The following is a 20,568-nucleotide window of genomic DNA, read 5'->3' on the forward strand; positions in this document are numbered from 1 at the left end:
GCAGGGAGGATTTTCGTGTTGAAAACAAAATTAGTTACTCTTAGTACCACATTTATGCTTGGAATGGGAAGTTTACTTGCCGTACCGGCAGTAAAAGCGGATACAATTGATAGTATTAAAACAGAGATTTCTGAAGCACAAAAGGAACTTAGCAGCATTCAAACGCAAAAAGCAGACTTGGAAGCACAAATTTCGCGGATGGAGCAGGCTATTAAAGATAATAGTGTTAAAATTGAAGAAACAAATATCCAAATGACTGAAACGCAGGCAGAAGTTGATCGCTTAAATAATGAAATAGCTGTGATGGAAGAAAGAATTGCAAGCCGCACCGAAATCTTAAAGGAACGCGCTGTTTCTTTCCAAGAGAATGGCGGTAATATCAGCTATTTAGAAGTAATTCTTGGTTCTACAAGTTTTAGTGATTTTATTGGTAGAATAGGTGCAGTTGTTACAATTGTAGAAGCTGACCAAGGAATGATTCAGGATCATGAAAAGGATAAAAATGAATTAGAAGCAATGCAGGCATCGGTTGAGAAAAAATTGGCTGATTTAACTAATCTTAAGACCGAGCTTGAAGGGATGCAAATGCAAACAGAAGAACAAAAGGCTCAGAATGAAGCATTGAAAGCTCAATTAGACTCTCAAGAGAGTGATAAATTGGCAGATATCGCGAATTATCAAGAACAAATAGCAGAATTACAAGCTGCCGCTTTGGCTGTTGCGAATAGTAGTAGTAGTTCTAGTGCTGTTCAGGGTACTGTGAATGCAGGAACAACAGCTAGTACAGGAACAGAAGTTAGTACAGGCAGTGCTACTCCTGTCAGCGGTTCAGGAAGTCTTTCGACTGTTATTAATGCCGGCTACAAATATATCGGAAATTCTGTTTATGTATTTGGCGGCGGAAGAAATGCATCCGATATTGCCAATGGCCGTTTTGATTGTTCAGGATTTGTATCTTGGGCTTTTGCGCAGGCAGGTGTTAAAGTAGGTGCCAGTACGGAAGTTTTGAAAAATACGGGTACACGAGTTTCTGCCAGTGAAATGCGTCCTGGTGATATGGTGTTTTTTAATACATATAAAACAGATGGACATGTCGGCATTTATATTGGCGGAGGGAAATTCATTGGTTCCCAAAGCTCAACGGGTGTAGCGATTGCTGATATGACTAGCGGCTACTGGGCGCAAACCTTTAATGGACGAGTTATGAGAGTCATTAATTAATAGAATGAAAGAAAAAGCAGGGGTGTTTACTCCTGCTTTTTATTATCTGTTATAATAGATAGACTTACACATATAATTATTCAATGAATGGAATGATCCAAATGAAAACAATTTCGATTGAACATGTAACAAAAACATATGGTGAAAAAACGTTATTTCATGATATTTCCTTTACGATTACTGAAAAAGAGCGTATTGGCCTTATTGGTGTAAATGGAACTGGGAAGTCCTCGCTCCTTAAATTGATAGCTGGTATTGATCTTCCTGACGAGGGAGAATTTGTTTCTGCAAAAGATTATCGGATTTCGTATCTTGCTCAAGCGCCTGAATTGGATCCAGATTTAACTATTCTTGAGCAAATTTTTGATGGAGATGCTCCCATCTTCCGATTACTTAAGAATTATGAACTGACCTTAATACAATTAAATGAACAACCTGAAAGTAAAACGATACAGGAAAGGCTTTTTCAATTGCAAAAGGAAATGGATACATTAAATGCATGGGATATGAGTACCAGCGCAAAAACGATTTTAACAAAGCTTGGTATTGAACAATTCAACCATAAAATTGGTGTTTTGTCAGGCGGTCAAAAGAAACGTGTCGCCCTTGCCCAGGTATTAATCCAAAATCCTGATTTATTGATATTAGATGAGCCAACTAACCATCTTGATTTTGAATCAGTCAAATGGCTTGAAGATTATTTAAGTCGCTATCATGGTGCCATTCTTCTTGTTACACATGACCGTTATTTTCTTGATGCCGTAACCAATCGTATTTTTGAACTTGATGGCGGAAAGCTGTACAGCTATAAAGGAAATTATGCGGCCTTTCTAGAAGCAAAGGCAATACGGGAAGAAAATGAAGCGGCAACTATTGATAAGCAAAAAAATCTGTTTAGACAGGAGCTTGAATGGATTCGAAGAGGGGCAAAGGCGCGGACGACAAAGCAAAAGGCAAGAATTCAGCGTTTTGAAAAGCTAGATGAGGAGCTTTCAACAGTGAAATCAAGCGAGAAGCTTGACATCACACTGAAAGGAAGCAGGCTTGGTAAACAAGTTTTTGAACTGAAGGATGCATCAAAACAATTTGATGGCCGGACTATTATTAATCATTTTGACCTGCTCGTGAAGCCAGGTGACCGAATAGGTATTATCGGAAAGAATGGAACAGGGAAATCTACACTCTTAAATATCTTGGCTGGCAAAATCCCGCTGGATTCAGGGGAACGTATTATAGGTCAAACGGTAAAGGTAGCTTATTATACACAGGAAAGCGAAGATATGGATGAAAATAAACGGATGATTGAATATCTAAATGAAACAGCTCAGGTAATCCATACAACAGATGGTAAAACAATATCCGCCTCTCAAATGCTTGAACGATTTCTCTTTCCTCCATATACACATGGCACACCCATTCGAAAGCTTTCGGGCGGAGAAAAACGCAGATTGTATTTGTTAAAAATATTGATGCTTGAGCCGAATGTCCTTCTTCTTGATGAGCCGACAAATGATTTAGATACACAAACTTTAACTGTATTAGAAGATTATTTAGATGATTTTTCCGGGGTTGTCATTACTGTTTCGCATGATCGTTATTTTCTTGATAAAGTGGCAGAGCAGCTGCTTGTGTTGCAGGGTGAAGGAAATATAGATACTTTCTATGGTAATTACTCTGATTTCCTCGAAAGGCAGATAAAAAAACCGGAAAAGAAACAAGAGGAGCTAAAGGAAGTAAAGGTTCAGGAAAAACCAAAGAAAAAGAAGATGTCGTATAAGGAACAAAAGGAATTTGAAACAATTGAAGACGATATTGCAGCAGTGGAAACCAGATTAGAGGAAATCTCAGTTGAATTAAATAATACGGGAAGCGACTTTGAGAAAGCTCAACAACTGGCTAATGAGGAAACAGAACTAAATGAGAAATTGGAATATTTAATTGAGAGATGGACATATCTGACAGAATTAGCCGAACAAATATAGAAAATCAGTTAATAAACAGTCTGATACGAACACGTCAGGCTGTTTATTTTTATCGCTATTTTCACTGTGTTAGAATAAATATACTTAATGCTATGAATAAGTTGAAAAGGATGATGAGATTGAAAATTAAATCCATCGAACCAACACCAAGCCCTAATACCATGAAGGTTATTCTTAATCAAGAATTACCCATGGGGAAAAGCAATAACTATAAAAAAAATCAAGCAGAAGGTGCACCAGATGTCATTAAGGAAATTTTACAGATAGACGGAGTAAAGGGTGTATACCATGTCGCAGACTTTTTAGCTGTGGAACGTAATGCCAAATTTGATTGGAAGGAAATTTTACAAAAGGTTAGACAGGCTTTTGGGGAAGAAGTTGAGGAATCGGCTGATCATATAAAAATCAATGATCATTTTGGTGAAATTAAGGTTCAAGTTCAAATGTATAAAGGAATTCCGGTACAGGTGAAACTAATGGACGGACAGGAAGAGAAACGATTGGGATTATCTGAACAATTTGTTGAATCTGTCAAAAAGGTACAACTTCCAGGTGATAATTATATAAAGGAAAGAATATGGAAGGATTTCGGTAATCGTTATGGAGATATGGATCAGGTTGGGGAAACTGTTGTGGAAGAAATTTTGGCCGCGTACCCAATTGACCGTTTGCATAGGTTAATTGAGATAGCTGTTAATCCGGAAAGTCAAAAGGCGAATCCGTTACGATGGAAACAAAAGGTACAGCTATCCGATTTTACTGTTGATGACTGGAGAATCCGCTATCAATTATTAGAGCAAATGGAGGATCCAAACATAGAAGACATTCCTGTTCTTGAAAGGGCCTTGCTGGATGAAAAAGCATCCATTAGAAGATTGGCTGTTGTTTATTTTGGAATGATTGAAGATAAGACTGTGCTGCCTTATTTATATAAAGCCTTAAAGGATAAAAGTGTAACGGTAAGACGAACAGCCGGTGACACTTTATCAGATTTAGGATATATTGAGGCAATGGATGCTATGGTTGGGGCACTAAAGGATGCTAGCAAGCTGGTTCGCTGGAGGGCTGCGATGTTTTTGTACGAAGTAGGAAATGAACGGGCGCTTCCTGCTTTAAAAGCAGCTGAAAATGATCCTGAATTTGAAGTAAGTCTCCAAATAAAGCTGGCAATTGAACGGATTGAAAAAGGAGAAGAAGCAAAGGGGTCTGTCTGGAAGCAAATGACGGATGCAAGATTGGAAAAATAGAAGGGGTTATCTTCCTGTTTATAATTGAAAATAAGGATAACATTGCCTATTAATCATACTTTATAGTATGCTTATATTTGAAAATAACGAGGAGGAATGGTATTTATGTCAATGGCATATGAAGAATATATGAGACAATTGGTAAAACCAATGCGTGATGAACTAGTACAATCTGGTTTTAAAGAACTAGAAACGACAGAAGCTGTTGAGCAGTTTATGGATAGTGTAGAAGGAACAACATTTGTTGTTGTCAATTCTGTTTGCGGCTGTGCAGCAGGCTTGGCTCGTCCAGCGGCAACAGCTGCTATTTCAGAAAGCAGCAAAAAGCCAGATCATCTTGTAACGGTATTCGCTGGTCAAGATAAAGAGGCAACTGCAAAAATGCGTGAATATTTTGGTGATATCCCGCCATCTTCACCTTCAATGGCTTTGCTAAAAGGCAAAGAGGTTGTTCACTTTATTCACCGTCACGATATTGAAGGTCAGCCATTTGAAACAATAATGGAAAATATACAGACAGCATTAGCGGATAACTGCTAAAGTGAAAAGATGAAAAAGGGTGCTTAAGGGCACCCTTTTTTGCTTTATAATAAAAGAAATATGTTTAGATACGAAAGGATTGTCACGAATGATAGTAACTACTGCTGGCAGAACGAATAAAGAGATGGTCCAGTGTGCTGAAGATACAGCGAAATTACTTGGAATAGCCTATATTCCAAGAAAAAAGCGGTCTATTCAGGCTGTTCAAAGGGACGTTCAAGACGATTGTCTTGTTATCGGAAAAGTCAGGATTGAATTATTTCCTCTAGGTGAACAAAATTCTTGTTTTTTTCATCCCAACTCAGCCATGTTTCGAATCAAACGCTTACAAAATGGTGAAAAGGATCCCTTTATTGAAGCCTGTAGCCTGACTGCCGGCAAGAAGCTGCTAGACTGTACTTTTGGGCTTGGCTCTGACAGTATCACAGCAAGTTTTATTGTTGGAGCAACGGGCCGTGTGACTGGATGTGAAGGCAATCAATTTCTTGCTTATATGATGAAGACCGGTTTACAAACTTGGAATGATGGAGACTCTCGAATCCTTGCTGCTATGAAACGTATCGAATTGAAATCCTGTCTTGCTTTGGATTTATTAAAAAGACTTCCGCCTGACAGTTATGATTGTGTGTATTTTGATCCGATGTTTGAAGAAAACATATCTGAATCAAATGGGATAAAAGGAATTAAAAAGCTGGCTATTTACGAACCTTTAACAGAAGAAACAATTTATTATGCTAAGAGGGTTGCAAAAGAGCGTGTTGTATTAAAAGATCATTTCCGCAGTGATAGATTCGAGCAATTTGGTTTTCATGTGCAAATAAGGAAAACAGCCAAGTTTCATTTTGGTATTTCAGAGCAATAAATAAATCTTATCTAAATAAAACGATTAATCTGCATACGACAGATAGATAAAGTAACCCATCAATACTATACTGCCAATGGTTATTGCTATGGACCAGTCCATATCATACCCTCCTTTTGCTTTTAAAATACAGCTCATGATGTTAACGTTTCATTTCATAACATTTTTATGCATGTTTTAAGAAAAAATGAAATTTTCCTGTTTTTTTATTCGTACTAATACTGGAAAATATAGTACAATAATGAATAAGAGGATAGAAAATTAACTCTTTATGAGAGTAAATAAGGAGATGAAATCAATGCCAAAATGGCTTCGAAAATCACTTTTGCTTGTCGTAACGGTTGCAACATTTGGACTAGTTACGCCACAAGGATTATTGACTGATTCTCCTAATGAAGACAAACATTCGAAGCGGGATGCTTATGAAACAAACCCTTCTAATTCGGAAGAATATTTTGAGACGGAAGATGTATCCGAGAGAGACAAGTTTATTAATGAAATGGTAAGGGTTGCCGAAGAACAGTCTTTTGTAAAATTTGGTACAAGAATTAAACCTGTTATTCAAGATGAATTTAGAGAATTCATCTTACCAAGCATGGAAAAGGCAATTGCTGAAGTGGCATTACAGTATCCTGATGAGGAATTAAGTCAATTAATTGTAAGTGAAGTTCCGAGCGGCGGGGTTTCAGAAAGGATATTTCATATAATGGATAACCAGACGAATCAGGATGTTATTCGATTCCATGTCAGAAGGGACCATCCACCCCAAGAAGAGTATATGTTTAACTTTCACTATCATACAAGTCACGACCAATTTCAGGCCCATCATCATTTAGGAATTATTAATTGGGATAAAAATACACCTCCTAAATGGATGACATGAGAGTTAGTCGACAAAAGAATACATGGAGCAATCAAGACACAAGGCTCACGAAAAGGAGGAATTGACTACAACGTCATTCCTCCTTTATTATTCGCCCTTTAACACTAGCTAATATATGACGAAGCTAGTCCTTTAACAAGCCTCTTAATAATAAAAATAGTCCAATGCCAAATACGTAATAACAGAAGAAAAAAATGACCGCATGTAAAAGTGAGTGCTGGGCTGGAACGGTCACAATGGTTAACAGCAATGCCCAAAAGAAAAGTTCAATGAGCATAAAATATCCTGAATGTAATATTTCTATAACCATATTTAAATCGGACTCTAAGTCTTCACTTGAGGCCTGTTTAAACATAAATCTCATTATATTCACCCTTTATGACATCCTAGTAATACATTATTTCCTATATAATAGGTTATTAATTAAATAGTTTATTCGATTACTTTGAAGTATATGCATGACAATCATAATTGGTGAATGCTGTAGTGCCTATTTGTTTACTGGAATAAGATTATCCTCAACAAAAATAAGATGGGATACACATTTGCAGTCTGAAGAACCAAATCCTTTTACAGGTATAGTACCGTTCAATTGTTTCCTAATATTCTCAGCGAGCTCACATTCTCCAAAGCTTTGATCATATGTTATAATTCTAGTAATTATTCCAAAAGGACGAAGATAATCAAAGTGCCAGTGAATCTTTTTGTTTATCCTGTTATGTCGTTCAATTCTTTGTCTAATATTTTTCTTGGCACTGCCCGCATAAATATATGTTCCCTTACGAAATGTGAACATCCCCAGTTTTCCAATTGTAATAAGGTGATTTTTCTCTCATTTTAGATGAATGACATATAGCGAATGTTTGGGATTAATAGATTCAATCATAGTTTCCTATCCTCCTAGATTTGACAATGATAAGGGCTGAATCCAATGAAAAAAAATCGTTTTCTTTTCGTTATCGTCATACTTTCTCTCCTTCTATTGGGAAATTCCCAGGCTGAAAAAGAAGGAATAAAATTACTTGAGTTCTCAGAACATTCCATGTTAAAAACCTCTTTGAATTTAGTATCTGAAGAGGTTCTTAGTCAAATCATTATCCTCCCTGTAACTTCTTTTAATCAAGCGGAAGCTGCACAAATCATCTCCCGCATAGATCGTTTGCCTCTTTCTTTATTAGAGAAAGTTCATAAAGAGGGGATTATTATTCAATTATTTAATGGTAAGTTAACAGAGACTAAAGCTGCCGCCCACCTCGAAAATATGGTTCCCCGAGGATATGTTCAAAAAACAACTTGGGATGAAATACCTGGGATGGGTGGGGGGAAAGTAGTTCTAGTAAAAATCGGTGCAAGTCATAAAGGAAAGGGTCATGGCTCAGTCAATTTAGAGCTCCATGAATTGGCCCATTCTGTTGATAGACTTGTATATAATGAACTTAGAGACAGACAAAGTTATTTGGAAATCTGGAATCTGGAAAAAGGAAATATGTTCCCTGATAAAAAATATTATTTGCTGTACCCGGAAGAGTATTTTGCTGAATGCTTTGCTTTCTATTATCTAGGGGGACAGTATCGTGAGGAGCTGAAAAGAAAAGCTCCTTTGACCTACCAATACATTAAAAATTTGTTTTAGTTTTGGTACAATGTATATTGGTTATTGTATTTTGCAACATAAAACAGGATGATGAGTAAATCGGTATTTATCGTCGTGATATGTCATGATTATTATAAAAGGAGTGTAAACAAATTGCAGCATCCCGAGTATGAGTATTTAAATATGTGCCGTTATGTATTAGAACATGGCAACAAAAAAAGTGATAGGACAGGAACAGGAACATTTTCTGTATTTGGATATCAAATGAGGTTTGATTTACAAAAGGGTTTTCCATTATTGACAACGAAAAGAATTCCCTTTCGCTTAGTTGCAAGTGAATTATTATGGTTTATTAAAGGTGATACAAATATCCGGTATTTGCTTAAACATAATAATCATATCTGGAATGAATGGGCATTTAAAAATTGGGTTGAAAGTAATGAATATAAAGGTCCTGATATGACTAACTTTGGATTGCGCAGTCAAACTGACGAGTTATTTAGAGAGCAATATGAACTTGAATTGAGCCAATTTATCACCCGAATTCTTGAGGAGGATGAATTTGCCCATAAATATGGTGAATTAGGTCCTGTATATGGTAAACAGTGGCGCGCATGGGAAACTACAACAGGAGAAACGATTGATCAGTTAAAGGACTTGGTTGAACAAATTAAAACAAATCCCGATTCAAGAAGGTTGATCCTTTCGTCATGGTCACCAGAATTTACACCGCAGATGGCACTGCCGCCTTGTCATACTTTGTTTCAATTTTATGTGTTTAATGGAAAGTTGAGCTGTCAATTATACCAGAGGAGTGGAGATATTTTCCTTGGGATTCCCTTCAATATAGCTAGTTATGCATTATTAACTCATTTAATTGCACACGAATGCGGGCTTGAAGTCGGAGAATTTGTTCATACAATAGGTGATGCACATATTTATAGTAATCATTTAGAGCAGATTCAGACACAGCTTTCACGTGAACCAAAATCATTTCCAATGATCCATCTTAATAAAGAAAAGCACTCATTATTTGAAATGGAAATGGAAGATATCACACTCGAAGGCTACAATCCGCATCCGGCTATAAAAGCGCCTGTTGCTGTATAAATTAATCGTAAAAAGTGCGTTAGGAGGCATAAAATGATTTCATTTATTGTTGCTATGGATAAGAATCGGGTAATCGGGAAGGATAATCAACTTCCATGGCATTTGCCCGCAGATTTAAAGTTTTTTAAGCGTGTAACGATGGGTCATCCGATTATTATGGGGAGAAATACATTTGAATCGATTGGAAAGCCCTTGCCAGGCAGGGAAAATATTATCGTAACAAGAAACAAAGAATATGTTCAGGAAGGCTGTACAATTATTCACTCTATAGAAGAATTGCTTCAAATGGCCAGCCATAATAATGAAGAAGTTTTTGTTATTGGGGGTGCAGAGCTTTTTCAAGCCACGTTTCCTATGGCGGATCGCCTTTATATTACAAGGATAGAAGAAGAGTTTACCGGAGATACATATTTTCCAGAATTCAATCAATCAGATTGGGATTTAGTTTCACAGGAGAAGGGTGTAAAGGATGAAAAAAACCCATATGAATATTTCTTTACTATTTATGAACGTAAATAAATAGTAAAGAAAAAAGGAAAGCAGCCTATTAGCTGGTTTCCTTTTTTTTGCTTATCGAGTGATTCGAATATAAGCCACACCATATGGAGTTAAATATGTGTGGTCAGCGTCAATGACTAAATATTCGCCAGCTGTTTTAGCATTTGCTTCCTGCATATCTTCAATTGTTACAGAAGCGAGTTTTTGAGTTAATTGTTCTTGCGTATATGGACGCATTGGGTTTTCTTCTGAAAGAAATATCCAGTTAAACGCTTCGTCAATAGATTTAAAATATTCTATTGCTTCAACCACATATCCATAATCCAAACCAACCATGTCTGCAACCATTTCTGCTGTTTTTAGCTTATTCATTTCCATATCCTCCCAATATTTACTATATTTCTATTATTTAAAATGTTTAATAGAGATAAATTATTAAAAACATTTTAGGCGTATATAACATATATATCATATATACAGCGCTTTCTTCAACGAATTAAGACATTTTTCTTTTTTATTTAACAAAATCTCCTATAAATATTTGTCAAATAGGTTAACAAATACGTTATTTTACAAATATTTTTTCAAATAACTGACAGAATTATAAATATATATTGTGAAAGGGTAATGGAAAATCTCAAAATTCATGTTATAATTTACTGATTAAAAATATTAGGATATAGAATGAATTGAGGGTGAAGGTATGGAACAGAAAGTAATGAAAAAGAAATGGTTGCAAGTGGAGGATATTCTCATAGCATACCAGCATCTGAAAGATATCGTTACCCATACGCCATTGCAAAAAAACGAACGATTATCCGAAAAGTATGAGTGTAATATCTATTTAAAAAGAGAGGATTTACAGGTAGTTCGCTCATTTAAATTGCGTGGAGCGTATTATTCCATTAAAATGCTTCCGCAAGAAAAACTTGTAAACGGCGTTATATGTGCAAGTGCGGGAAACCATGCTCAGGGTGTTGCTTATGCATGCAGAAAATTAAAAATTAAAGGGAAAATTTACATGCCGACTACAACGCCAAAGCAAAAGATTAGTTCTGTAGAAATGCATGGAAGAGAATATGTTGACATTGTTTTGGCTGGAGATACTTTTGATGCTTCCTATAATCAGGCTGTTCTTTGTGCTGAAGAGGAAGGCAGAACATTTATTCATCCGTTTAATGATGAATTGGTCATGGCGGGTCAAGGCACAATAGCGGTTGAGATTTTAAATGACTGTGAAGAAAAAATTGATTATGTATTTGGAAGTATTGGCGGCGGCGGACTGATGTCTGGAATGAGCACCTATATGAATAGTGTGTCACCGGAAACGAAAATGATTGGAATTGAGCCTGCAGGTGCACCTTCTATGAAAGTTTCTATTGATAAGCATGAAGTGACAAAGCTGGATTCAATTGACGGCTTTGTAGATGGAGCCGCAGTGGCCTGTGTGGGGGAAAAATCTTTTGCTATTTGTGAAGAATTATTGGATGATATCATTGTCGTTCCAGAAGGGAAAGTATGTACATCCATTTTGCAATTATATAATGAACATGCGATTGTAGCAGAACCTGCCGGTGCACTGCCTGTAGCAGCACTTGATTTTTATAAAGAGAAAATAAAAGGTAAGACCGTTGTAGTGGTTATCAGCGGCGGAAATAATGATATTGGAAGGATGCAGGATATTAAAGAAAGATCCTTGTTATACGAGGGACTTCTTCATTATTTCATCGTGAATTTTCCACAGCGTGCAGGTGCGCTGCGTGAATTTTTAGATGAAGTCCTTGGTTCAAATGATGATATTACCCGTTTTGAATATACGAAGAAAAATAATAAAGATAATGGACCGGCACTTGTAGGGATTGAATTGAAATATAAAGATGATTATAACGATTTAATTGATAGAATGCAGAAAAAAGGATTTACTTATACTGAAATCAATAATGACAGCACACTATTCCATTTATTAATCTAATATCAGGGCGGATAGCTTCTTATAGGATATAAAATGATGATTATCACATATTGTAAAGGTTTTATGTTTTTTGTGAAGATTACATGAAAATTTATCGTTCATTTCCCAAAATGATAGCAGTTGTAATATAATCATGTTAGTAAGACAAGTAATAACAAAGGGAGATGTATCATATGTTGTCTAATATAGGGGTTCCTGGATTAATATTAATTCTTATTCTGGCTCTTATCATTTTTGGACCGAAGAAGTTGCCTGAAATTGGACGTGCTTTTGGTCAAACATTACGTGAATTTAAAAAATCTACACGCGATCTCACAAGCGATGTAATGGATGAAGTAGAAGATGCGAAAAAGGAAGTTAAAAATGTGACAAAATAGGGTGTGAGATTATTCTTACACCTTTTTTCTTCTATTTTTAAGCATTACTGCTAGATTAAGGAGATTGTTCAGTCTGTATTATTAACTGTTAGTGTTCATTATTTTTCGTAATAAAAGAAAAAAGCAGGGGAAGTAGATGGAAGATAAACAATTAAATGTAATAGATCATTTAGATGAATTAAGAAAAAGGCTCATTATTACAGTTGCTGCTTTTATTGTCTTTTTCATCGTTGGTTTTTTCTATGTGGAAGAGCTATATCAGTGGATGACAAAGGATTTAGACGTAAAACTGATTGTACTGGGACCAAGTGATATCCTATGGGTTTATTTCATGATAGCTACGGTAATTGCTATTGCAGGAACGATTCCGGTATTGGCTATGCAAATTTGGCTCTTTGTAAAACCTGCCCTCAAGCCGATTGAGAGAAAGGTCTCGCTTTCATATGTGCCAGCATTGTTTTTCCTTTTTATTATTGGGCTGTGTTTCGGTTACTTTGTTATTTTTCCAACCATCATGGGGTTTTTAATCGAACTGGGTGGAGATATGATGGCCACCAATTTTACAGCAGAGAAATACTTTCGTTTTATATTAACAACTACGGTACCGTTTGGGATATTATTTGAACTCCCAGTTGTTTTAATGTTTTTGACATCACTTGGGATTATTAATCCATATGTACTGGCAAAGATTCGTAAATATGCTTATTTTGTCTTAATCGTTATTGCAATCTTTATTTCACCGCCAGATTTTATGTCAGATTTTCTAGTTGCTGTTCCATTGTTATTCCTTTATGAAATCAGTGTGAATTTATCAAAGTTTGTTTATAAACGGAAATTAAAAAAGGAAAAGCAACGCGAAGCTGCATATGGCTATGATGATGAAGTGATGAATGAATAGTAATAATGAATATGATTATTGAAAAAAAGTCTTTGAATCGTATGATTTGAAGGCTTTTTTATTGGGAAAATATATTGAAGTATTATTTCCATAAAGTAAAGAATGCTTGTATAATGGATATGATGGCAGAATAAGGACGTGAATAGATTGACAAACAAAATTAAAATTGTAACCGATTCTACTGTAGATCTCACACAGGAAGAACTTGATAAATACGGAATAGAAGTGGTTCCTTTAACAATAAGTATTAATGGTGAAACGTATACAGATAGAGTAGATATATCTCCTTCCGAGTTTATGGGGAAAATGAAGGTATCACAAGAATTACCTAAAAGTTCACAGCCATCCGCAGGGGCATTTGTTGAATTGTACGACCGGCTTGGTTCACAAGGATATGAAGTGCTTTCGATTCACATGACTGGAGGAATGAGCGGAACAGCACAGTCAGCAGAAAGTGCGTCTAAAATGACCGAGACCAATGTAACAGTTGTCGATTCACGTTTTATATCGAAAGCGTTGTCATTTCAAGTGGTCGTGGCAGCAACTATGGCTTTAGATGGAAAAGATGTACAAGCCATTTTAAATAGATTAGATGAAATACGAAATAACACGCGGCTTTTTGTCGTGGTCGACACATTGGAAAACTTGGTTAAAGGAGGCAGAATCGGGAAAGGGAAAGCAATCATAGGATCCTTATTAAATATTAAACCGATTGCCTCATTAGAAAATGGTGAATATACACCCGTTGCAAAAGTAAGAAGTCATGCTCAAGTTGCCAAATATCTTGCAGCCCGATTTGCTGAAGATACGAAAGGAAAAATAATAAAAGGTGTAGGCCTCGTTCATGCAGATGGATATGAGCTCGCTTCAAAAACAAAGAAAGCCATTTTTGAAACAACAGGCTTTGAGGATATTTCCATTGAAGAAACAACACCGATTGTCAGTACCCATACAGGACCTGGAGCAATTGGTTTTATGTATTACTTTGAATAAGTAACAGCACAGCATTTGATGTTTTTGTATCACCCCATCTTAGTTTGTTCACACACAACTTAGTTCGCCTGCAAACTAACGAAGTTGTTCCGTAAACTTGAAAAACAATTGAATTCACATCAGAGAAAAGTGTCAGATTCCTTATGTAACAAGGATTTGGCGCTTTTTTGATATCGGAAAGGGATTGAAAGTTCGTGATTTTAGATTATAGACTTGCAACCCTTTGTTATAGTAGGGGAGGTTGTTAAATAACGATTACGAGACATGGATAAATATCAACCTTAGTATTTAAAAAGTGAAGGAATTGTTTGGACTTAAGCCTTACTATGTTTATGACTTTTAACAAAAACAATAGGTTTTATGCGGGAAATTAGATTGCTAGTATGGGGTGAAGACATCAAACAGAGAAGTTATTGCGTTAGATGATTTGTAGATTAATTGATTTAGAGGAGAGTTAATCATTGAATTCTTGGAGAATAACAAAATTTAATCCAGTAAATAGGGCTGCCGATGGAAGTTATCTCGAATTGTGAGGTTAGATCTAAAGGACTGAAACGGAGATTAGTGAGCCTATAAAACAGTCGCTTTTTTACTATGGTCAGATTGGTGGCAGATATATTACCGTAGAGGATGGGAGAAGTTGAATAAGAAACTTTGGGTTTCAGTTCTAATTTTAGTAATAGTTATTGGTGGTTTTTATTCTTTTATGAAATTTAATCCACCTTTAGAAATTAGTACACTTGCTTCAAGTGAAAATCATAAATCGGTTGTTGTTGGATTAGCAATAAAGGGTTTTGTGAAGTAACAAAATTAGATGTTTCTGTTAATAACAATGAAATGCCAATGACAACAAAAGTACAGGTTAGTAATGCACTACAAGGTTTCTTTATAACGGATCATTATGATAATCAGGAATCTAAAAAATATGGATTTAAGAATAAAGAGGATATAACTGTTAAAGCAGGTACAGCCTCTTCTTCATACTTAAAAAAATTAGATGATGGTACTGCTACTAAAGATGATGAAATTTATGGGATTAGTGTTATTCATCATGAAGCAATATTTAAGGTACATATAAAGTATAGCTATCTTGGGATGTCATTTAATGAAACTGTGATTTTCAATTAATAGGAATTATAACATCTATTATTGATTAATTAACTTCAGGAGGTGCTGTTGTCTTATATGCGTTGTTTGAATACGGGCTTATTGTCAGATTCCTTATACTACAAGGGGTGGACACTTTTTTTGTCAAAAGAAGGGAAGAACTAAGTTGTAAATGCTTATTTTATCAAATTTTTTTCTTATAAATCTGGTAGTCAAAACGTTATCATTTTTTTGCCTGATTTATTCATATATTGATAGGATGGTTGTTAAAGAATGATTTTCTAACTTTTTTCAGGTGATAATAGAATTTATAAAAATCATCATTTGAGAAGGAATTGTATCAATGTTTGTCGAATAGCCTAAGAAAGGCACTTTTAGAAATATTCATAATAATGAATCGATACAAATAGACATGTGAAAAGGAATTGAGGACAAGCATATGACAGATTTTCTCAAAAATATATCACTGTTTAAAAAGTTACTTATTTTATCCTTTTTTATTACGTTTATGATTGTGGCGATTACCTCAGCATTTAGTTATTATCTGCAGTCTAAACAAATGGATAAGCTCTTGTCGGAACATGCCATGGATGTAGCGGTTTTATGGGGTACCACCATTGAATCTGATGATGTCGAAACGGTATTAAAAACAAAGAATGAGGGTCACGTTGATTTTATTAAACTCAAAAGAAGTCTGTCTAATTTTACGAATAAGAACAATCTGTATCTAAATAGTTTTATTGTTGACAGCAAGCTAACAAAAAAAGATGAGGTTTTTATTATTACATCTGATGAAAAACAGAAAAAGAACGGCTGGCTTTCTTTATCAAGCTATAAAGCAAATGAGAAATGGATGGAAGGCTATCAGAAGGCTGTGCAGTCAAATATGACAGCGCACAGTAAAGTATATCAGGATGATACAGGAACATGGATTACAGCTTTTTCTCCCATTATGAATGAGGAGGGGAAGATGATTGCGTTGTTCGGTGTAGATATTAACGCTGATTCAATCATAGCCGCTCAAAAGAAATATGCCTTCTTTTTAATAGCTCTCTTTTTATTAATGACACCTTTAATATTCTTTATTTTGAAAAAAGGGTTTAATAAGGCGCTTGAGCCAGTTCATGAATTAATGAAAGGCTTTAATGAAGTGAGTAATGGTAATTTTGATGTGAATCTTAAAGTAACGGATAATTCCGATTTGGGATTGCTCTGTGACCGTTTTAATTTTATGGTTAAACAACTGTCCATTCTAGTTGAAAAATTGCCTGCAAGTTCTGACAAAAAAGGCTCAGCAGATCAACAAAATGCATTACATAATCTAGAAGAGGTTTTTGATGAAGTGGAGAGTATTATTGAAAGCTCAAAGCTTATACGTGAATTACAGCGGGCTGAGAAAATGAATGCGATTGGGCAGTTAGCTGCATCTGTTGCACATGAAATTAGAAATCCAATGACCGTTGTTAAGGGCTTTTTGCAGATTTTCCTAGCAAAAGAACAAATGAGTGAAGAAGAGCGTATGTATATTCGTTTGATGATTGACGAAATGGACCGGGCTGAGACGATTATTAATGATTATCTTTCATTAGCAAAGCCAGATATGGAACAAACAGAAAGCATCGCCGGAAAAGAGTTGGCTGAAAAAGTTATGGACTTAATGAATTCTTATGCCATGATGTCAAAAAACATAATCATGATGACGCCTATGCTAGAAAACATCACTGTAAGAGGGATAAAAAATGAGCTTCAGCAGGTATTGATTAATATGTTAAAAAACAGCATTGAAGCAATGAAAGATGGGGGAGAATTACGTCTAAGTCTTTATCGGGAGGGTCAATTTGGAGTATTTGAAATCACTGATACAGGAATTGGTATGACGGAAGAAGAAATGAAGCGGCTTGGGACTGCTTTTTATTCCTTAAAGGAAAAAGGAACAGGTATGGGGTTGACGGTTTGCTACCAAATTATTGAAAGAATGAAAGGTAGAATCGAAGTGGAAAGTGAAAAAGGAGTAGGAACAACGTTTAAGATTTATGTTCCCACTTGCGAAGAATAGGACTTTGTTTAAGGGTTTTCACCAATTGGACAATCATTTTTCTTTGTGTACTCATTAAATTTTGTTAAAATAATAATAATTGAGAATCTTTCAAACGGGGGTTGCAAAATGAAATTTCGGGTTCTTGTGTTATTATTAGTAACAGCTATATTTCTGCTTACTGCTTGCGGCGGCATAAAAGATCCTCATAAGTGGCCTGTATCAGATTTCACCTATACGGATCAAAATGGAGAGCCTTTTGGTTTACAGGATTTAAAAGGAAAGATTTGGGTTGCTGATCTTATCTTTACTAATTGTGAGGATGTATGCCTTCCGATGACGGCGAATATGAAAAAATTGCAGGATGAAACGAAAAAGGAAGGGATAGAAAACATTCAGTTTGTCTCTTTTAGTGTTGATCCTGAAGTAGATAAGCCACAGGTATTGCATGATTACGGTAATAAGTTTAGTGCAGATTACAGTAATTGGCATTTTCTTACTGGATATAATCAGAGTGATATAGAAGAATTTGCTTTAGAAACGTTTAAAACATGGGTTAAGAAACCTGAGGCAGGAGATCAGGTTATTCATGGGACAAGTTTCTATCTGGTTGACGGTGAAGGGAAAGTGATGAAGGATTATACCGGTTTAGCTGAAATTCCTATGGAACAGATAATAAAAGATATTAAGAGTTTACAATAGGCCTATATTAGGCCTATTTATTTTCGTTAACTTTTAAGCATGATATAATAAATGTACTTCAAGAAGGCGGGTGATGGGATGAAAAAAAGATTCATCGTTCTATTTCTTGCCGTACTTTCTGTTCTTTCATACAGCGTATTTTATTTTATAACTTCTCATGTAAACCAAGCAGAAAAAGTGACTCAACTTACAAAAGCTGCTCCGATACCTGTTCAACCACAAGATATGCAAATTGTTGCTTTAGGGGATTCATTAACCGAAGGAGTTGGAGATGTAACTGAGAAAGGCGGTTATATTCCCTATTTACAGACATTTCTCGAGGGTGAAGAGGATATTAAGACAGTGCAGATTGATAATTTTGGTGTGAAAGGGTCCAGATCTGATCAACTGCTGCAAAAAGTGCAGACTGTGGAAGTTCAAGCAGCAATTAAGGAATCTGATATGGTTATTATAACAATTGGTGGAAACGATATGATGAAGGTGGTTAGAGAAAATATTACCAACTTAACAAAAAATGACTTTTTGATGCAAAGGGAGTTATTTAAAGAAAACTTATCCTCTATTATAGAGGTTATCAGAAATGAGAATGATAATATTCATATTGTGCTTGTTGGCTTATATAATCCCTTTCATAAGTGGTTTCCAGAAATTAAAGAGATGAATGAAGTTGTGAATGAATGGAATGAGAGCAGTCAAGAAATATTGGGACAGTATCCTGATACGTATTTCGTAGGCATAATGGAACTGTTTGAAAATGTAGAAGAGGAATTATTATACACTGATTATTTTCATCCGAATAATAGGGGGTATGAAGTAATTGCAGGGAAAGTATATGAAGAACTAGAAAAAGATGTGATTGAACAAGTAGTTGAGCAAAAATGGTTAGTTCAAAAACAGGAGGAGTTTAATTGAAAGGAGTCCATTGGAAAAGGTTATTTTATTTGCTCCTAATAATAAATGGTGCAGTGTTAATTACTTTCTTCATTTTTCTTACTTTATTGTTTAAGAGTCCGGGAGAAGAAGTAAATATTTCGACTCAAACGAAAGATGAAAACGATGTTTATTTTCAAGTAAAAACAAATAAACACGATTTAAATAAAATAATCAATCGTTATTTAGAAGAAGAACTGTCTGGGAAAATTGATTATAAGATTGTTCTAACAGATGAAGTGGAATTATATGGTATTCTTCCTGTTTTTAACAGTGAAGTGGAAATGAAACTGACGTTTGAACCGCATGCACTTGAAAATGGAGATATTGAATTGGAACAGAAAACAATGTCGATTGGTAAATTATCACTTCCTGTCCCGTATGTATTAAAATTTATTCAAAATAGCTATGAGTTTCCCAATTGGGTGATCATTCAGCCGGATAAAGAAAAAATATATATGTCGTTACAGAATATGGAACTTAAAAGTAATCTTGATGTCAGGGTGGATGAATTTCATTTGAAAAATGATGATATTTCATTTTCCTTAGGTGTACCTATATAGGTGAGTATGAATGGATAAAAACAGGGAAAAAAGATTATAAAGAGGTGTATGAAAATGACAAATCATGATTTTGAATTGGCAACCTTTGCGGGCGGTTGTTTTTGGTGTATGGTAAAACCCTTTGATCAAGAGCCGGGAATTATTAAAGTCGAGTCAGGATATACTGGCGGAACGAAGGAAAATCCTACCTATCAAGAGGTATGTTCTGAAACCACCGGACACTATGAAGCGGTTCAAATTACGTTTGATCCGGCGGTTTATTCGTACGAAAAGCTGTTGTCAATTTATTGGCAGCAAATTGATCCAACAGATGCTGGCGGACAGTTTTATGACCGAGGGCAGTCTTACCAAACCGCCATATTTTATCATAATGAAAATCAAAAGAAGATAGCAGAGCAATCGAAACAGCAGTTAGAATTGAGCGGAAGGTTCTTGAGGCCGATTACAACCGCCATTCTGCCTGCTAAAACATTTTATCCAGCTGAGGAATACCACCAGCGCTATTATAAGAAAAACCCTGCCCATTATGAACGGTACCAAATCGGTTCTGGTCGAAAAGCCTTTATAGAAAAACATTGGGGGAATGAATAATGGCAAATAAGGAAGAACTACGAGAAAAATTAACACCAATCCAATTTGAGGTTACACAGAATAACGGGACAGAGCCTCCTTTTCGAAATGAATATTGGAATGAATTTCGTGATGGAATCTATGTAGATATTGTGTCAGGAAAGCCGCTATTCTCATCTAAAGATAAATTTGATGCTGGATGTGGCTGGCCGAGTTTTACAAAGCCGCTGACTGAAGAGGAAATGGTTGAAAAAACGGATACTAGTCATTTTATGGTTCGGACAGAGATAAGAAGCAAAAGTGCTGATTCGCATCTTGGACATGTGTTTAATGATGGGCCTGTGCCGACTGGGTTGCGCTATTGCATCAATTCCGCTTCGCTTAAATTTATTCCAAAAGAAAAACTAGAAGAAGAAGGCTTTAAAGAATATGCAAAGCTTTTTGAATAAAAGAAAGGAGTGGCAGAATTTCTGTTCACTCCTTT

24 protein-coding genes are annotated in these 20,568 nt (G+C 35.6%); 21 read left to right on the plus strand and 3 right to left on the minus strand.

Annotation, left to right across the window (positions count from 1 at the left end; genetic code table 11):
• Nucleotides 1–18: 18 nt before the first annotated feature.
• From F4V44_RS16985 to F4V44_RS17010, 6 genes are all read left to right on the plus strand, one after another.
• The gene (locus F4V44_RS16985) at nt 19–1,221 is read left to right on the plus strand and encodes a coiled-coil domain-containing protein (RefSeq protein ID WP_223881938.1); all 1,203 of its coding nucleotides are present in this window, start codon (nt 19–21) and stop codon (nt 1,219–1,221) included.
• 101 nt (nt 1,222–1,322) lie between these two features.
• The gene (locus F4V44_RS16990) at nt 1,323–3,203 is read left to right on the plus strand and encodes an ABC-F family ATP-binding cassette domain-containing protein (protein WP_150441207.1); all 1,881 of its coding nucleotides are present in this window, start codon (nt 1,323–1,325) and stop codon (nt 3,201–3,203) included.
• Nucleotides 3,204–3,322: 119 nt separating this feature from the next.
• The gene (locus F4V44_RS16995) at nt 3,323–4,450 is read left to right on the plus strand and encodes a conserved virulence factor C family protein (RefSeq protein WP_150441208.1); all 1,128 of its coding nucleotides are present in this window, start codon (nt 3,323–3,325) and stop codon (nt 4,448–4,450) included.
• Between the two features lie 105 nt (nt 4,451–4,555).
• Nucleotides 4,556–4,990, plus strand: coding sequence for a BrxA/BrxB family bacilliredoxin (locus tag F4V44_RS17000; protein ID WP_150441209.1), 435 nt, complete (start codon nt 4,556–4,558; stop codon nt 4,988–4,990).
• Between the two features lie 88 nt (nt 4,991–5,078).
• Nucleotides 5,079–5,852 carry a class I SAM-dependent methyltransferase gene (locus F4V44_RS17005; protein ID WP_150441210.1) on the plus strand — a complete coding sequence of 258 codons (774 nt, stop codon included), beginning with the start codon at nt 5,079–5,081 and terminating at the stop codon, nt 5,850–5,852.
• Between the two features lie 298 nt (nt 5,853–6,150).
• Nucleotides 6,151–6,735, plus strand: coding sequence for a YpjP family protein (locus tag F4V44_RS17010; RefSeq protein ID WP_150441211.1), 585 nt, complete (start codon nt 6,151–6,153; stop codon nt 6,733–6,735).
• 124 nt (nt 6,736–6,859) lie between these two features.
• Here F4V44_RS17010 and F4V44_RS17015 read toward each other — a convergent pair whose 3' ends face one another.
• Nucleotides 6,860–7,108, minus strand: a complete 249-nt coding sequence (locus tag F4V44_RS17015) for a hypothetical protein (protein ID WP_150441212.1) — start codon at nt 7,106–7,108, stop codon at nt 6,860–6,862.
• Between the two features lie 117 nt (nt 7,109–7,225).
• Entirely contained in the window at nt 7,226–7,531 is a 306-nt protein-coding gene (locus F4V44_RS17020; protein ID WP_150441213.1) for a GIY-YIG nuclease family protein, read from the minus strand.
• 135 nt (nt 7,532–7,666) lie between these two features.
• Between F4V44_RS17020 and F4V44_RS17025 the strand changes: the two genes are divergently transcribed.
• From F4V44_RS17025 to folA, 3 genes are all read left to right on the plus strand, one after another.
• Entirely contained in the window at nt 7,667–8,368 is a 702-nt protein-coding gene (locus F4V44_RS17025) for an anthrax toxin lethal factor-related metalloendopeptidase (protein ID WP_150441214.1), read from the plus strand.
• Nucleotides 8,369–8,482: 114 nt separating this feature from the next.
• Nucleotides 8,483–9,439, plus strand: coding sequence for a thymidylate synthase (locus tag F4V44_RS17030; protein ID WP_150441215.1), 957 nt, complete (start codon nt 8,483–8,485; stop codon nt 9,437–9,439).
• Nucleotides 9,440–9,472: 33 nt separating this feature from the next.
• Nucleotides 9,473–9,958: a type 3 dihydrofolate reductase gene (gene folA / locus F4V44_RS17035; protein ID WP_150441216.1), complete on the plus strand. Its 486-nt coding sequence runs from the start codon at nt 9,473–9,475 to the stop codon at nt 9,956–9,958.
• Nucleotides 9,959–10,009: 51 nt separating this feature from the next.
• Here folA and F4V44_RS17040 read toward each other — a convergent pair whose 3' ends face one another.
• Nucleotides 10,010–10,309, minus strand: a complete 300-nt coding sequence (locus F4V44_RS17040) for a hypothetical protein (protein ID WP_150441217.1) — start codon at nt 10,307–10,309, stop codon at nt 10,010–10,012.
• A 331-nt stretch (nt 10,310–10,640) separates the two neighbouring features.
• Here F4V44_RS17040 and ilvA point away from each other — a divergent pair, with 331 nt between their 5' ends.
• The 12 genes from ilvA (at nt 10,641) to msrB (ending at nt 20,533) form a co-directional block, all read left to right on the plus strand.
• Nucleotides 10,641–11,909: a threonine ammonia-lyase IlvA gene (ilvA, locus tag F4V44_RS17045; protein WP_150441218.1), complete on the plus strand. Its 1,269-nt coding sequence runs from the start codon at nt 10,641–10,643 to the stop codon at nt 11,907–11,909.
• A 173-nt stretch (nt 11,910–12,082) separates the two neighbouring features.
• Nucleotides 12,083–12,286 (plus strand): twin-arginine translocase TatA/TatE family subunit, encoded by a 204-nt coding sequence (locus tag F4V44_RS17050; RefSeq protein ID WP_150441219.1) that lies wholly within the window; start codon nt 12,083–12,085, stop codon nt 12,284–12,286.
• Between the two features lie 136 nt (nt 12,287–12,422).
• Entirely contained in the window at nt 12,423–13,184 is a 762-nt protein-coding gene (gene tatC, locus F4V44_RS17055; protein WP_150441220.1) for a twin-arginine translocase subunit TatC, read from the plus strand.
• A gap of 147 nt (nt 13,185–13,331) precedes the next feature.
• The gene (locus F4V44_RS17060) at nt 13,332–14,177 is read left to right on the plus strand and encodes a DegV family protein (RefSeq protein ID WP_150441221.1); all 846 of its coding nucleotides are present in this window, start codon (nt 13,332–13,334) and stop codon (nt 14,175–14,177) included.
• 640 nt (nt 14,178–14,817) lie between these two features.
• Complete coding sequence (locus F4V44_RS27925; RefSeq protein ID WP_223881939.1) at nt 14,818–14,982, plus strand: hypothetical protein; 165 nt, start codon at nt 14,818–14,820, stop codon at nt 14,980–14,982.
• Between the two features lie 38 nt (nt 14,983–15,020).
• On the plus strand, nt 15,021–15,305 hold the full coding sequence (locus F4V44_RS27930) for a hypothetical protein (protein WP_223881940.1): 285 nt from the start codon (nt 15,021–15,023) through the stop codon (nt 15,303–15,305).
• 418 nt (nt 15,306–15,723) lie between these two features.
• Nucleotides 15,724–17,340, plus strand: coding sequence for an ATP-binding protein (locus tag F4V44_RS17070; protein ID WP_150441222.1), 1,617 nt, complete (start codon nt 15,724–15,726; stop codon nt 17,338–17,340).
• Between the two features lie 108 nt (nt 17,341–17,448).
• Entirely contained in the window at nt 17,449–18,021 is a 573-nt protein-coding gene (locus F4V44_RS17075) for an SCO family protein (protein WP_150441223.1), read from the plus strand.
• Between the two features lie 78 nt (nt 18,022–18,099).
• On the plus strand, nt 18,100–18,933 hold the full coding sequence (locus tag F4V44_RS17080) for an SGNH/GDSL hydrolase family protein (RefSeq protein WP_191090734.1): 834 nt from the start codon (nt 18,100–18,102) through the stop codon (nt 18,931–18,933).
• Nucleotides 18,930–19,514, plus strand: a complete 585-nt coding sequence (locus F4V44_RS17085) for a YpmS family protein (RefSeq protein ID WP_150441225.1) — start codon at nt 18,930–18,932, stop codon at nt 19,512–19,514. Before F4V44_RS17080 ends, F4V44_RS17085 begins: the two co-directional genes overlap by 4 nt.
• 54 nt (nt 19,515–19,568) lie before the next feature.
• Nucleotides 19,569–20,105 carry a peptide-methionine (S)-S-oxide reductase MsrA gene (gene msrA / locus F4V44_RS17090; protein ID WP_150441226.1) on the plus strand — a complete coding sequence of 179 codons (537 nt, stop codon included), beginning with the start codon at nt 19,569–19,571 and terminating at the stop codon, nt 20,103–20,105.
• On the plus strand, nt 20,105–20,533 hold the full coding sequence (gene msrB / locus F4V44_RS17095) for a peptide-methionine (R)-S-oxide reductase MsrB (RefSeq protein WP_191090735.1): 429 nt from the start codon (nt 20,105–20,107) through the stop codon (nt 20,531–20,533). Before msrA ends, msrB begins: the two co-directional genes overlap by 1 nt.
• The last annotated feature ends 35 nt before the right edge of the window (nt 20,534–20,568 follow it).

Source organism: Niallia endozanthoxylica (assembly GCF_008710145.1).
Classification (GTDB): Bacteria; Bacillota; Bacilli; order Bacillales; family Cytobacillaceae; genus Bacillus_BD; species Bacillus_BD endozanthoxylica.